13 protein-coding genes are annotated in these 15,128 nt (G+C 48.4%); 2 read left to right on the top strand and 11 right to left on the bottom strand.

The features are described 5' to 3' along the window. Positions 1–6 precede the first annotated feature (6 nt). The 8 genes from cas2e to FD30_RS04230 are packed head-to-tail and all read right to left on the bottom strand — an operon-like array spanning position 7 to position 9,624. Positions 7–897, bottom strand: a complete 891-nt coding sequence (gene cas2e, locus FD30_RS04265) for a type I-E CRISPR-associated endoribonuclease Cas2e (RefSeq protein ID WP_056944027.1) — start codon at positions 895–897, stop codon at positions 7–9. Then, positions 894–1,847: a type I-E CRISPR-associated endonuclease Cas1e gene (gene cas1e / locus FD30_RS04260; RefSeq protein WP_056944026.1), complete on the bottom strand. Its 954-nt coding sequence runs from the start codon at positions 1,845–1,847 to the stop codon at positions 894–896. The genes cas2e and cas1e overlap by 4 nt, the downstream gene beginning before the upstream one ends. Positions 1,848–1,853: 6 nt before the next feature. After that, positions 1,854–2,528, bottom strand: a complete 675-nt coding sequence (gene cas6e, locus FD30_RS04255) for a type I-E CRISPR-associated protein Cas6/Cse3/CasE (RefSeq protein ID WP_056944025.1) — start codon at positions 2,526–2,528, stop codon at positions 1,854–1,856. Positions 2,529–2,545: 17 nt separating this feature from the next. Then, a complete protein-coding gene (gene cas5e / locus FD30_RS04250) occupies positions 2,546–3,226 on the bottom strand; it encodes a type I-E CRISPR-associated protein Cas5/CasD (RefSeq protein WP_056944024.1) in 681 nt (226 codons plus the stop codon). Continuing rightward, the gene (cas7e, locus tag FD30_RS04245) at positions 3,207–4,325 is read right to left on the bottom strand and encodes a type I-E CRISPR-associated protein Cas7/Cse4/CasC (RefSeq protein WP_056944023.1); all 1,119 of its coding nucleotides are present in this window, start codon (positions 4,323–4,325) and stop codon (positions 3,207–3,209) included. The genes cas5e and cas7e overlap by 20 nt, the downstream gene beginning before the upstream one ends. After that, positions 4,325–5,104, bottom strand: a complete 780-nt coding sequence (gene casB, locus FD30_RS04240) for a type I-E CRISPR-associated protein Cse2/CasB (RefSeq protein ID WP_056944022.1) — start codon at positions 5,102–5,104, stop codon at positions 4,325–4,327. The genes cas7e and casB overlap by 1 nt, the downstream gene beginning before the upstream one ends. Beyond that, positions 5,094–6,830, bottom strand: coding sequence for a type I-E CRISPR-associated protein Cse1/CasA (locus tag FD30_RS04235; protein ID WP_056944021.1), 1,737 nt, complete (start codon positions 6,828–6,830; stop codon positions 5,094–5,096). The genes casB and FD30_RS04235 overlap by 11 nt, the downstream gene beginning before the upstream one ends. Further along, positions 6,820–9,624, bottom strand: coding sequence for a CRISPR-associated helicase/endonuclease Cas3 (locus FD30_RS04230; protein WP_056944020.1), 2,805 nt, complete (start codon positions 9,622–9,624; stop codon positions 6,820–6,822). Before FD30_RS04230 ends, FD30_RS04235 begins: the two co-directional genes overlap by 11 nt. A 1,308-nt stretch (positions 9,625–10,932) precedes the next feature. Between FD30_RS04230 and FD30_RS11525 the strand changes: the two genes are divergently transcribed. Continuing rightward, positions 10,933–11,385: a hypothetical protein gene (locus tag FD30_RS11525; protein ID WP_235803254.1), complete on the top strand. Its 453-nt coding sequence runs from the start codon at positions 10,933–10,935 to the stop codon at positions 11,383–11,385. A gap of 19 nt (positions 11,386–11,404) precedes the next feature. Continuing rightward, the gene (locus tag FD30_RS11750; RefSeq protein WP_235803253.1) at positions 11,405–11,638 is read left to right on the top strand and encodes a hypothetical protein; all 234 of its coding nucleotides are present in this window, start codon (positions 11,405–11,407) and stop codon (positions 11,636–11,638) included. Between the two features lie 110 nt (positions 11,639–11,748). Here FD30_RS11750 and FD30_RS04220 read toward each other — a convergent pair whose 3' ends face one another. The 3 genes from FD30_RS04220 to FD30_RS11745 form a co-directional block, all read right to left on the bottom strand. After that, entirely contained in the window at positions 11,749–12,624 is an 876-nt protein-coding gene (locus tag FD30_RS04220) for a DMT family transporter (RefSeq protein ID WP_056944018.1), read from the bottom strand. A gap of 324 nt (positions 12,625–12,948) precedes the next feature. Beyond that, positions 12,949–13,902, bottom strand: coding sequence for an NADP-dependent oxidoreductase (locus FD30_RS04215; RefSeq protein WP_056944017.1), 954 nt, complete (start codon positions 13,900–13,902; stop codon positions 12,949–12,951). A gap of 193 nt (positions 13,903–14,095) precedes the next feature. Continuing rightward, the gene (locus FD30_RS11745) at positions 14,096–15,127 is read right to left on the bottom strand and encodes an MMPL family transporter (RefSeq protein ID WP_056944016.1); all 1,032 of its coding nucleotides are present in this window, start codon (positions 15,125–15,127) and stop codon (positions 14,096–14,098) included. Position 15,128 lies beyond the last annotated feature (1 nt).

Below are 15,128 nucleotides of genomic sequence, written 5' to 3'. Positions count from 1 at the left end.
ACATTCCTAAATTCGAAAATCGCCATTTTTTATGAGTTGGGTCGCTAACTGCCAAGTCGCCTGTGCATCAGATAGGGCGCGATGGGGGTGCTGATTTTCAATATTGCGACTTTTCAAAACCGTTTCTAAACGGTAATTATCCAAGAAAAGTTCTACCTGTTGCACAACCGGTTTTACATCCAACATTCGATTCGAAAAATCAGTCAAGCTAGTTTTTCGAACGGCCTGCCTTAAAAACATCTCATCAAATCGAAGATTGTACCCCACAATTGGACAATCAGCGACAAACTCATGTAGTTGATCAAGCGCCACCTGCAAAGCCACACCTTGATCTCGCAACTGCTTAGCCGTAATGCCCGTCAAAGCGGTAATGGTTCGTGGGATTGAGCAATCTACTTTAATTAAACGTTCAAATTCTATGAGTTCATTAGTCGCCGTTCGCTTAATCGCCCCGATCTCAATGATTTCATCCTTGGTTGCGTCCAGTCCCGTCGTTTCTAAATCTAAGGTCACCACCGCTTTTTCAGCCATTGATGTCTGTTTATTCTGCTGCCGAGCCGCCATCACCCTAGCTCGGCGAAACTTGGCTGCCTTACTAAAACCCGGTTGAACAGCACCTGAAACTGTTTTAAGGTGGGTTATCAGAGGAATCCCATCATAATCCGTCACCCGATAATCATGCCGTGTAGTCCGAAATTCATACCCCAACTCGTTCTTAGCGCTGTACACCATTGTGGCTTCACCGCGACCAATCCCATCAATGATTCGCTCCCAGAGATAATCCCGAATTCGGCCACTCAATCGGCCAACGTACACGCCGGTTTGAATCTCTTGACACCATTTAGTCAGGTCTCCCCGCAACGCCGGCGGGACTTTAGTGAGCGTGATGACAATCATACTGACTCATCCTCATTCTCGTGGTACTGCACACCAAACTTTTGCAAGCCCAGCTTGTCATCCCATAATTGCATCACCGTTGCTTCCGGCACCTTATCCGCTACGTCCAAAAGCGTCTTCAGATCAGCTACCATCTGCGTCAACAGCTTAGTTTCCACGAATTTATCCCGCATAGCCAGCCGTGTTTTACTGGCAATATCCGGATCATCGGCAGATTTAGCTGTCACTTCAAAGGCCACGGGAATCGAAACGCTGGCCTTGTACAAATCTGCAAAATCATAGACGAACGACAAATCATGTCCAGTGTGGACAACCCCTAGACCGGGAGAAGCCCCCAACGCACAAATTACCGCATGGCTCAAGCCATACAACGCTTGGTGAGCGGCTGTCAATGCCTTGTTAATGGGACTACTGGCTTCAAAATTATCCGGATTATATTCCCGTCGGTTCCAAGGCACGCCCGTCTCCAGAGACTGTTGCTGATAAATTCTACGCACACGGGCGCCCTCTTTTCCCCGCAATTCTTGCATGGAATACCGCGAAACGTCCTCATCTGGGAACCGCATCCGGTACATCGCTCGCGCCACAGCGATTCGCTTTTTACGATTCGAAACCAGGGCCGCTTGTGCTTCTAGTAGCGTCGATGAATGACTTAAAGGCCGACCATAAGCGTACTGCCGCACGCCCTGCTCACCAACCCAGACCACGCCTAGCCCTGATTGTCCCATGAGTTCCATGGCCCGGTGAGTCACATCAACCCCCGGTCCCAACATCAAAACCGCTAACATAGCCGACGGGATGTTGACAATGCCCCGTTGATCAACAACTTGAATTGCGCTGTCCTGACGGTTCAGCTTCGCATGTTCTAAATAAATAAACGTGATTCGGTCGCGAATCCGTCCAAGTTCAGCCCGCTTAGGCTTCTTCGCACTTAACTTCTTTTTGGCCACGGACCTTCACCCCTCAGGTAAAACCGTCAACAAACCCATCCCATAAGCTCTTTCGCGTCCCAAGCCAGTGGTTAAAACCTCTTTGAAAGCTTCCAGATTCGTAATCTGCAACTCACCTTCAAACGTCACCCGGCTTAACCGAACTGTCCGGCCCTTTTTATGGAGCGTGGGCCAGTCTCGCTGAACGACATTAAACGTCTTACGTAATTCGTCTAACTCAAAAACACTTGCCGGTTGTTCCGGCAACTCAAACCCCGCCTTCGCAGAACGATCCACCAACCATTTACTTTGTTGAGCCACTGTGATATGCGGAACCACCCGTCCGTGACGCTGTAACTCGGGCTGATCATAAATGGTATGGGTGGGGTTAGCCGTTAGGCGAAAACGTAGCCGTTGCCCTAACTGCAAGCGGTCAATAAACGAATCATAGGATTTCGTTGCCGCTGTTCCGGGAACACCATAAGTTGTTAAAACTTTTAAATCTGGTTTTTCTGGACTTAACACTAAGAGATACCGCTTCGAACCTAACTGATCAATTCGCCAAAGATGGCGTTGTCGTTCACCCGTAGTGACTTCTTCCGGGAAGCTCTGTTCAACCCAGTTATGGTAAGCCCCAAGATGGGTCAATTTCTTAGTTTTAGCTCGGTTCTGGATGTCAATTTCAACTCTTGATAAGTACATGCTGGTCCTCCTTTCACTTAAATGTTTTCAAAGTAGTCGGCGATGTGCAGCGGATTCTTTAAAGTCACCGTGGTTGTGGCTATCGCCCGAAAATCATATTGCCGATTACGTTGGTCGAATGAAATCACCTGGTCTTTGACCATGGTGTTGGCCTTCTCCGGCAAGAGATCAGCATCGGCCATAATGGTTAGTGGAACCATAGTCCCCTGCCGTCGTTGATACCAGGGCTTAGCCTGCCATTGTAAATGGGTCAATACCCGAATAGGCTGGTCATCGTACAGGCCAACGGTCAGTGGCCCCGCCGGTACGTTCGCCCGCCGCCCTAGGGATAACTGAAAGCGGGGGTGGGTCAACGCCACTTTTAACCGTTCAATCAACCGATCATCGTCACTTCCCACAGCGACTACAAAGCGCGCATCTTGAAGATATTGACGGTCCGTTGTTTTACGCTCTCCTGGTTTCCACTCAACAATCTGGAAGTCGGTTAACGGCACCCCGACTTGATCAATCCGTACGGCAAACTGCAACGCATTTAACGCCTGAATTCGCGAATCACGGCGTCGGTATCCTAAAGCTGCCGCCAACATCCCAACCACAGCACTTTTAGAAGGATAAGCATCACTGGTTCGACGCTCAAACGTGGCTTCATTCCCATACGATTGTAAGGGAGCCGTTAAATTAACCGTTAGTGTTCTCATCTTGCACCGCCTTTGTTAAACCTTCGGTGATTGCCGCTAAGAACTCTGGAAACGTCTTTACCGATTGCCCCACGGTCGTCTGGTCGTGACCCAGAACCACATTTAAGAGGGGCTGATCAACCAATTTCTGATTGGCAATAGTTTGGTAAGTTTCTTCTAGCCGCTTTTCAGATGGCTTCAGGTAGCCATGATGCGGCAGTACTGGCTCTTCAAAAGCTGACACCAGGTTAACCGGCGTATCCGGACGAAGCGTCACCATCACATAGCTAGGTAACGTCTTGTTAGCAAACGTATTCTGCTTCCCACTAGGCATCGATAGCAGGAATGTCTTGATAAATTTAACTGCACCGGCAACTGCATCTTCGGTTCCCAAATTATGGGCCAATTCATGCATATTAATGTTGGCATACCGGTACAACGTCGAAGAATTATACTCAATCGTTCCCAACATCGCCGCACCGTTTTGGTCTTTAGGTTGTTCATCGTCCATGGCCGTGTAGTAGTCGAATTCCGGCGCCACTTCATGGGTCGAGATGGCGTGGGCCACCTGAGTGGACGCATCCACGTTGAGTTCTGGATTATCTGCAACCATCCGGCCGAATAAGGCCAAATCGATGGATTGGTCACCTTTCATAACGGCCTTAATGTCTTTAGTGACTTCTTTATTCTTTAGCTCATCATGATTTACAGCGTATTGCGCTAACTTTTCAAGTTGGCCTGGACTCACCATCAGTAACGCTTTCGTCTCATACCGAACTGGAGCATCGGGATTGTCCTTATCTTTAACTTCATCCACTTTAATATTTGTCGCTTTAAATAAGTCCTGAACCTTAGTCAACACTTCATCATCCGTTAAATTAGGTGCTAGCTCGCTGACCTTAGCCATTAACAGTTGGGGCACCTTCTTGGTCCGCTTCCCAATGGCTGTTTGATTTTTCTCAAAAGCTTTACGTACAGCACGCTTCCAACTCTGAGAAGAAACCCGAGCCCGACTCACCCCACCGTAGAGGGCCGTCTTCGGGGCACCCGCATCGTCACGATTCAGGTTGGACGATGGGACCGTTTGTAAAACGTTGATATCAACATATAGATTTTGCATTAGTTATTCTTCCCTTCTGTTTGTTCTTGGTTGCTTGCAATGTAAAAGTACTGTTGCCCCCAACGCAACCGCACCCGATTAGCCTGGGCATAACCCAACTGAATCTGATACAAATCTTGGGCCAGTTGGGCGTAGTCAACCTGAATTAGATTTGTCCGAGACTTCAACATGCCAACCAAATGGCTAAGCGCATGTGCAATCGTCGAAAAATCAGTCGAGCCCAAGATTGGCTGAATCCGCCGGTCCAAAGCGACTTGCTTCTTAGGATCAGCGCGTAACCTAGCTAGAGCTGCAAATAACGAACTTCCTTGTGGTAATTTGGCTAATGCGTCCCCCTCCTTATCCGGTTGAGGCTGGCTCTTGTCAATCTCTTTTTGGAACACGATATACCGTTGAACTGCAATGTAGACGGCCATTTCTTCCTTAGTCGATAGACCGGAACGTTGACGTATCTTTACAACTACATCTGAAAGTGTCCGGTCCGAATCGTCTTGGATATCGCGACTAGATTCATAAACACGGCGCTCAATGCTTTGCTGGTGTAAGGCATACAACCGTACGGCCGTATAAATTGCGGTCTCTTCTTTAGTGGGCTGACCCGAACGACTCAACATCTTTTCAGGTAAATAGGCCAGCATCACCGGCCAAAGGCTCTGCGCCCGGGGGCTGTTCAGTGTTGTCGCCGTCCGAATTCCCGCCAAAGCGGCCTTGTTCGGCTGACCATCATTGTAGAGCCTTAAAATAATGTTTCGGGTGTAACCTATCAGGTTAGCGTCCATTTTCCTTGATCTCCCCTTTCTTTAACCCAAGGTCTCGTTTAACCTTCCCTTGGAACCAACTCATAACAATAAAGATATTGACCCATGCTTGCTGATCTTGATCAAAGTACCCCGTCGCATCTCGTAACGACCCCGTCGCCATTACTGATTTAGCGGCATCCGTGGCCAATTTCCGCAATTCTTTCTTCCAATCCAAGATAGCTTGATCACGGTCAGTGGTTGGCGTTAACCCGGCTAGCCAGTTTTTGAATGGGTCATTCAATCGGCTATAGAATTGGTCGCTCAGTTTATTGGCGAACAGTTTAGCCTCCAGCTTCATCCCCCGGACTCGCCCTACATTCATGGCAAAACTGTAGAAGTCGGTCCCAATCTTTTGTGTCTGTTGAATGACGTTTTCAATGTACACGGGCCAATAGTCATCCTCATCTTGATGGCGATCAAAGAGCACGCCAGCCATGATTTGAATATCATCGTGATACTCAGCAATTGGCAGGTTGGCGGGGGCACCACCACTCACGAAGGTTACAGAAGCCAGTGATAGCGATTTGTTACCTGCCAAAACCTGCCGATTCTTTAATTGATTTAGCCACCAAACAATACCTGGTTCCTGTTGCTGCTTAGTGGCACTAGTATCCGGGTTAAGGCGTACATAGCTCCCAAAGTTCCGCCACATGGCTTTCGACAAAGTATATGAGCTTCGGGTAGCCGGGGTATCGATTTCCGTTTTCTTATCCCGCCGCCAAGTCGTCATGGGTTCAATATAGGCATTTTCGCCATCAAACATGGGCAAACCGGCACTAAAAATAGTTGGTTGCTGGGCGTCATCCCACTCAAGATGTAAGATGCGCGTCCAGCTGGTGTATAGTGCCGCGATATTGTCGGGATTGATCTGCTCTGCCCGATCGTCAACGTAGTCACGCAGATTGGTTACTTCCCAAACTGGATGCTGAGGCGTATATTCTCCGTTTTCATTGATTAGAACTAAATTCAACATTAAAGTTTCAAAAAGCGTCTGACCATCCGCATAAACCGCATCTAATTTATACAACCACCCTGGTGAAGACGAGAATGGTTCCCCCGTTTCAACCTTGGTCTTATCCGTCGTCCCGGCGTAGTTTTGGTAGGTAATCAGCCAACGCGCCAATTCATCCAGTGTCAACTGATTCTTCGCAGTATCCGCCTTAGGAGCAAAGATGGCCGGCGTATTGTTACTTTCAGAGACCCGCCGGTTGAACTGTTTAATCGCCACGGTTCCCTTCCCCAATGCGACACGCTTCTTTTCCGCCACCAAGGCATCATAGTCTGCCATTGTAGCTTGATAAAAGGGATGGTCCCCAAACAAATCGAAGCGATCCGCAAACTTCTGTAAATACTGAATCACAATTGTCGAAAAATGCCCCGCTTCAAATAATTGTCTCCAGGTTGCCAACACAGCATCTTCGTATGTGCCTCGGTTGACTTCTAAAGTTTCTTGCTCAACTGGATTAGCTGCCAACCAAGGATACGGCTGCCCGTCCGCGTCATATCGTGAATAGACTGCCGTTAAAATAGCCAATAACACCCGTAAAACCGCCAAATCCTGGGTATGCATATCACCAGCTAACTGGCGATAATCTTGCGCATGTTCAAATAAGTCAATTAGCGAAACCATTTTAGTTGCGTTAGTTTTCCGTTCAGTTACTTTAATCCACGGTTCCGTCGTTAAATTAAATGTTTCATTTGCCATGCAATCCCTCCTTTTTTTGATAACTCAACCCCCGGCTCGAGGAATAGCTCAATTGCCACCCCAGTAAAGTCGCCGTCTTCTGCTCACTTAAAACCAACGCCAAGCTCCCACGCAACCAGGTTTCCCCAGCCCATTCGGGAAATAACGTTCCTGTTTGTTGCTCTAGTTCGCGAATGGCCTGATCCATGGCGCTGATTGGGTACTTGGTCACTGCTGCTGGAATTCGAACGACCTGCTGGGCAATCTCCAATGCCGTTACGGTATTGAGTGGCCGTCCATCAATTAAGCAGATGCCATTGGGGGTCCGTTGTAACAGAATAACCTCCAAGGTTTCCTGAATATCTCGAACGGCCGCATTGGCCCGTACGCTATCTGCTTCAACACTGGTATGTGCCCGTTTTAACCACCCATGCAATGTCCCGTAACGCCCCGTCTGAGGTACTTGAATTTGAAACGCCCTAGCTTTCTTGTGTTGCCGCCTTTGCTGTCGTTTGAAGTCGCGATACGGCTGATCGATTCCTGGAACCTGTTGATTGATCTGCTCATCATAAACCGCCTGCACCAATGGTGAAATATCCGTTGGCAACGTCAGGACGTCCTTTAAGAAATAATCCGTCTTTCTCAAGAGATAATTTCCGTAAACGGCTTCGTTCGCTTCGCCATAATCCCCAAATTCATTAACTCCAAGAAGAAACAGCCGCGGATGTGTTAAACCAGCCGGCCGGGCAATTGGGTGCCGGTGCAGACGACCTACTCGTTGCAAGACCAAATCAATCGGGGCAATGTCGGTATACATCACGTCAAAATCCACGTCTAACGATTGCTCCAACACCTGAGTTCCAATCACAATCATCCGCTGTGGCCGTTGACCATGCTTCCCAATTAGATGCTGTAATTCGGTTTCCTGAACGGTCCGGTCAGGGGCCAAAAAGGCAGAATGTAGGACCATCAGCTGAACATCACTGGTTTGTGACACAATCGCCGCTAGGGCCTGAGCCCGCTTGACAGTATTCACGATGATTCCTGCGACCCCACCATTTTTAAGCTTGGCGAGGACCTTTTGAATCAAGGCTTCATCATCACCGTTAAAACGTTGAACCGTTACCGTTTGGGTAATCTGGCCGCTATTTTTTGAATCGACCGTAACCTGCTTAAGCGTACAGCCATCGATCAGGCTCAGTAGGGGGTAGGCCACCTTATCTTGCCAGCCTGCCGGCGCGACTAACCGATTCTGATACTCGTCACCATATTTTCCCTTTAGATAGGCTGAAATCAATTCGTTGCGTTTCTCTTTAGGTAAGGTCGCCGATAAAATCACCACTGGAACGTGATATGCCCCCAACCAAACCAAAGCCTTATCTAAGTATGAAGTCATGTAGGCATCATAGGCGTGGACCTCATCAATGATTACGACCTTGCCGCTGAACCCAAAGTGACGTAAAAAGAGGTGCTTTTGATTCAGTCCCATCAACAGTAAGTTATCGATGGTCCCCACCGAAAACGGTGTGAGAACGGATTTTTTGCCGTTAAACCACTGATTCAGGGCAACAGAACCCTCATCTAGCCACTCTCTATGATCTAAATCGTCAGCCTCATCGAAAGCGTCAACGTTACTGGCGCGAACAAGTTCTTGATACAACGGGTTATAAGCCTTTTTACCATGCAACTCGTCTTCTTGAAGACGCAAATTCTTATCAACAGCAATCTTGGATAGCCATTGATTAAAGCGTGTAAACATGGCATCTGTCGTGGCTTGGGTAGGTAGACCCATGAACACGCCATTACGTCCCGTGGCATAAGCAAGCTGTTCAGCCGCCAGCAAAGCGACCTCAGTTTTACCACTACCCATCCCCGCTTCAATAATTACTAATCCAGGATCCGTGGCCTGATCGATTTCGGCCGTCATTTTTTGTTGAAATTCGTGGGCATGAAAGCCCCAACGTATGTAGTACGGGTCCTCAGCCATTGAGACCGGGGCCGGATGCCAACTGTCTGTGGTCTTCCAAGTCAAGATGGCGTTTCTAAATCGCGCCTTGGTATCAATCGCCACCGATTCACCCAAGCGAACCAGTGGGAACAGTGGCTTACGCTTAGCAGTATCTAGGTATTCGGTCGAGGCTAGCCAATCCGCCATGATCAATAGACCTTCTAAGATAACCGCTTGGGGTTGCGTAACAGTTGGAATTTCGTTAACGCTTTGATACCCAGCCGTCTGAAGGGCCTGATTGAACAACGCTTCTTGAACCATTTTCCATGGCTTTTGTACTTCTGAATCCGATGATTGCCAGTAATTATCTTGATACGGCTTTTGGTGTCGTTCAGGACGGTCATCAATCGTCCGTCCGTGATGTGCGCCCACAATAGCTGCAACGGAGTCAGGAACCTGGTAGTAATCTAAAATGGTTTCCCCGGCAATCGTATGGGGAGATTGTTTCATGAATGAATTTGCTTGTAAGTTCTGGAAACCCGCATCCCTTAATCTGGAAATAAGCGCATCATCCAAATCATAATCTTGATTCCAAGATGGTTTGAGTTGAAACGCCGGCGTGGCCTTTCCCAAATCATGAACAAAGCCGAGAAACTTAACTAGCTTCTGGGCCCCTTCTGGTGACAGTGACTGCTCCAATCGCAGTTTAACGCCCTCGCCAACCCAACAGGTGTATAGCCAATTGATGGCATTGGCAGTATCCGTCAAATGCACACTTAATGGGAGCCAAAAGCGATCATCCCCACCTGAATTCTTTTTCGCCCAAAGTGCATTGACCAACTGTTGATGCCGACCTGTTATCTCCAAGTTAATCTCTCCTTTTGCCGGTTTATCATAAACCACTAAACTTATTCCGCTTAACCTTGATGTCATCATATCATGCTAGTTCTTAATTTTGCTTTTTAAGACCGTCATTTTCACTTTTAACTAGCCCAGATTTCAACTTTTGACTTCAACTAACTACCGATTGACTTTTAGTGTCTGGCCAAGTACCGCCGTGGGATTCCCCCATCGTTTTAGAACTAGAATTGGACCAGCATTCCATCTGGGCGATCTGCGTTTGGTGGCTAACGCTAGATTTGACACTCTTTTCAGCTTTCCTGATTCATTATCGCATCAGCCCTTCCACCATCACTTACCACTCGTCCTTCCCGGGGTTAAGCCTTGGTCACTTCTGCCTGACCGCTCCATTGACCAATCAGCAAAGCACATTACAAATACGGTAATCTCCATGCACATCGAATTCTATATTGAACGATCGTTCTTATGCTTAATCCTAAGATAAGGAGCAATCATAGTCGCAATGTATACGAAAAAAGGCGATGAGTTTCTTTTTCAAAGAAGAAACTCATCGTCCGTCAAATAAACCGTCTCATTAAAACAATCTTACACCTGATAAAAACTACGGTGCTAGTCCCATGTTCATCATCTACTTAATTTCAGCTGTACAATTTATTGTTGAACCCGCTTATTAACTCCCTCGTGAAGAATAGTGGTAGCTTATAGATTAGCATCCGCAGGGAATACTCAATTCCAGTGTTGTCCTAAACTACATCAGCAGTATTTCAATCATACACTTTATCAAGAATCCGGCTATTAACAACTCAATGAATCCAACAATTAACATTTTTAATCCCCCTAGCTTTTTACCCGCAAAGGCGTCACGCTCTCCAGCCGTTGCGGGTCAGTGTCTCACGTCAGCTTAACCGGATACGACTCGTCCCGCACGCCCCTATCAAGGCTAGGCCATTAGGTGAACAATCATATGGGGGGCTTTTTCGCCCCGAGTGCATTAACCAACCGGATATGCCGATCGACTCCCATTAAGCCAGCCTCCTCTTTTGCTGGTTTATCATATTCCGCTAAACTTTCCCGCTTGACCTTGATGCCATCATATCATGCTAGTTCTTAATTCTAATTTTTAAGTGCGCAATCTTCACTTTTAATTAGCCATGAATTCAATTTTTGATTTTGACTAACCACCCCCTTGACCACCATCAACCCAAACCATAGAGTAACCCTATAACCCCAAAAGAAAGTGTGACTAAAATGGACCACCAAACCGTGCTCAACCTGCTATACCTCACCTTAACATGGGGGTGCTACGGCTACCTAGTGAGAATCTTAATCCGCAACATCGACGACCTGACCGCCTCAATGTATCAAAATATTCAAATCGTCTATGACCTGATTCCACTGAAATACATCAAACCGCTCATTGCTTTCAGTATCTGGTTAAGCGCCGCCTTGGGATCTATTCCCATAGTTCTCGAACTAGAATTGGGCCATAACTCCGTCTGGGCCAACCGCGCTTGGTGGCTGATGCTGGCCCTGACGCTTTTTTCAGCCATCCTCCTCCACTACCGCATCAGTACATTAATTTTCCATCACTACTTACCTTCCGTCTTTCCTGGCGTCAATCCTTGGCCACTCTTACTTGACCGCTCCATTATTCATCTAAAAAAACGATTTAAGAGCTCATCCGGATTTGCAAGTCCAACTGGAGAATCGGCAAACGGAGGCTACACTAAATTCCCAGTTTTTAGCCCAAAAACTGGGCTATCCTGACCTAGACAACTTAGTCAACTTGGCGATAGTCCACCCTGAACTCCACAGCCGTTGGTTATTCTTTGCCCGCTTATTCGGGACCCTAAAAACGGTTGATTTCGAAGCCGCTTTAGACTTTGACCAACACCTAAAACAGAATCTGACCTCACAGGAGCTACGCCGTTACCAACTCCATAGCCTGAACAGCAAATGGCTCGCCATTGCCTGGCTGACCATCGTGGCAATCCTCCAAAGCGCGATTATCTTCCTTTGAAGGGTCACAGCTGAAACACCGGGACACAAAGGACAAATGACCCCCTTTTAGAGCAATCACCCCATCACAAAAAAGCCCGTCAAACTACTGACGGGCTTCGTTTTGTTCAATTAACCGAACCGATAAGTTACCAAGACGCTCAACAGAATCAAGCCCAGGCCCACGAAGAAACCACCGGAGAGGGGTTCTTGCAGGCACCACCATCCTAACAAGCTCCCCACGACCGGCTGAATCAAGAAGAAAATGCCAGAAGCGGGACTGTTAAAATGCCGGAGTCCTTGATTCCATAAGAAGAACGCTAGCGCCGTTGAAACGGCTCCTAAATAGAAGATACTTAAGATAACGTGGGGACTGCCCCAAGCCACCGTCTGTAGCACGCGATGCTGGATTCCCACCACGGGCGTTAAGCAGACTAGGGCCACAACCGTCGCCAAAAACGTAACTTGCAGGCCATCGTATTCCGGTAAGATCAGCTGAAGGAGCACGGACATCAGTGCCCAAGTCAACGCCGCCACCAGCAAGCACAGCACACCCAAGATAAAGTGACGACCCGAAAACTGGTGACCCACGATGACCCAAACACCCAAACTGGCCAAGCCCAAGCTGACCCAATGGTGCCACTTAGGCCGTTGTTGAAGTAACGGCCAGCTAAAGAGCATCATAAAAGCCGGCGTTGCGGTCGTCACGACCGACCCTAACTGGGCCGAGGACAACCAGGTGCCCGTCTCTTGCGCTACGATTGATAACGTATCACCAACCACACCGGCTAACCCAATCAACATGAGATTAGGCCAATCCCAATGCCACTGAATTCGGCGTGCCAACACCATTCCCAAGAGCACGATGGCCCCCACCAAGTAACGCAACCACACCAGTTGGATGGGCGGAATTTCCGTCACGATGGCTTTGACCACCACAAACATACCGCCCCAAATCGCCGCAGCTGACACCAATTCCACGCTTCCCAGTACTCTAGTCTTTTTCAAAATTATATTCCTCCGCTTATTTTATTGATTACCTATAAAATCAGCGGAACCACGCCGCTGATTAGCCGCGCGTAGGAACATCACATTCAAATAATGGTGCTAAGAACATCTTGATCACTTCCTCGTCAAAAGTAGGCCTAGTATACCATTCGTTAGCCATCCACGCTAATCGGCATTCGCCAGTAACTTCCTAAATACAAGTCCGTTTATCCGGACCATTATTCCCAAACAAAATGGACCACCTAAATTGGCTTTTACCCCAACTCAAGTGGCTCACTTAATCTGTTTTAGCACCATTTCTAGCTTCGCCAACATGCCCAAAAGTTATTTAGCGTTCTTCCTCGGGTCAACGTTAATCACTAATTTACCAGCGCTATGACTGTTTTCACTATACCGGTGTGCTTCTCGCAGGCCGGCCGTGGTGAATGGGAAAATCTGATCGATAATCACGCGTAACTTTCCTTGAACGACCATGTCGCCCAAGATGGCCAACTCACGGCCGTTCGGTAAGAGCCACCAACCTGAGACGTCCGGTCCCTGGGCTTTTTGTGCCTCCGTGGGGGCGCCATCGATGGTGACCAGGCGTCCAGTCGGTTTCAACACGGCAATCCCATCGTCAATGGCATTGATGGTATCAAACACCGCATCGTAATCATGGAGCACATCGGTAATCTTAGTCTGGTGGTAATCGATGATGTGGTCAGCCCCAATCGACCGTAAGAGGTCGTGGTGACTGGTACTGGCCGTGGTGGTGACTTCAGCGCCGAGGGCCTTGGCAATCTGAATGGCGTTCAGGCCCACGCCACCAGCTCCGGCCTGAATCAGAACTTTTTCGCCAGCTTGAACCTTTAAGCGGTCATGAATGACCTGATAGGCCGTTAGCCCCGCCAACGGAAGCGCAGCAGCTTGTTCAAACGATAGTGCGGCCGGTTTATGGGCCAACTTGTCTTCCTTTACGGCCGCAAACTCGGCATACGTCCCTCGGCGCCCGTCGGCATAGATATCCGGTCGGGCAAAAACCTCATCCCCAATCTGAAAATCGTGGACTTGCGCCCCCACCTTCACGATGGTGCCGGACAGATCCCAGCCCAGAACCACGGGGAAAGTCCAGTCATACATACCCTTTAATAGGCCTTGACGGGCTTTCCAGTCAATCGGGTTAATGCTGGTCGCGGCAACGGCGACCAATACCTCATCAGCGGCAATCTCTGGTTGGGGCAAAGTTGCCATGTGTAATTCATCAGGGCCTCCATATTGATCAATCATTACTGCTTGCATGGTTAATGAATCCTCCTAAAAATTGATACCCCAGCTTAGCATTTTGAACCCGTAAAACCAATCATTTGGTTTGCGGCTTACCAGCGTATTCAGGAACACTGATTACCATGTCAGTAATTGTCCATATGAAAAAAATTCTACTTCGCCCAGCCATTCTGGTGAACTAAGTAGAACCCTTTTAAACTGGCACCCCTTAATCGCGGGTCAGTGCCCAATTCTGTATCCGAATCACAATGGGTAACACGATAGGAATCGTCACGACCAATAAGATGATGCCTAAAATGACGACTAAACCGACCTGAATCAGGGTCATCACGCCTGACGGAATCAACGCCGCGAACGTTCCCGCAAGAATGACCCCCGCCGAAATGACAGTAGCCCCAATCGTTGTTGCAGCTTGGATAATTCGCCGCTGCCGATCAGGTTCGGCCGTTGCCAGGTTCCGGTACTTGACCATCAAGAAGATACTGTAGTCCACTCCGAGAGCAATCAGCATGATGAAGGCAAAGAACGGGGTGTTCCAAGCCAACTGTGACTCCCCTAAGAACCAACTGGAAAGTGCCTGCACAGCACTTAATGCCGCGTAGTAGACCAACACCAAGATTCCTTCGATGGTCAACGTTTGGACTAACGACCGGGTGACCACTAATAAAGCGACCAAAATCCCAGCTAGCATCAGAATTGCCGTCCGTTTAAAGTCTTTTGACGCCAATGAGCGCAGGTCTCGATTAGACGACGTCATCCCATCAAACGCCTTAACAGTATGGGCTAACGACGTGCCATGCAGGCTATTTTTGGCGATAGCCTCAATCTGACTCAATTGTTGCATGGTCTGTGTATCGCTCGGATTCCCCTTGAAAATAATCGTTAGCTGCGTTGCCCGCCGGTTGCTCGAGAAGTAAGACGTCAAGACACTATGGTAAGTCCGTCCGCGCAGTTGCGCCTGCGGGAGGTAAAAGGTTTGCGCGGCACTCGATTTTTGTAAGCCTACTAAGTAACTCGTAATCTTAGCGGTCCCTTGCCGTTCCTGCTGAAGTCCCTGGGACATCTGCGTCAAACCAGCTTTTAGAGTTGCCACCTTTTGCCGTAACCCGGCCAACTTCTGATAGAGTTGCTGGTTACCTTGGGCTACCGTTTTGGCCCCCGTACTTAATTCCTGAGAAGCCGTTTGGACCTGCGACATAGCGCTGGTCAACTGGCTAACGCCGGATTGAACCGTGGTCAAT

The sequence above is a fragment of the Levilactobacillus namurensis DSM 19117 genome (assembly GCF_001434785.1).
GTDB classification, from domain to species: domain Bacteria; phylum Bacillota; class Bacilli; order Lactobacillales; family Lactobacillaceae; genus Levilactobacillus; species Levilactobacillus namurensis.
Note: the sequence above shows the minus strand (reverse complement) of the source record. Positions and strands in the feature narration are given on the sequence as shown.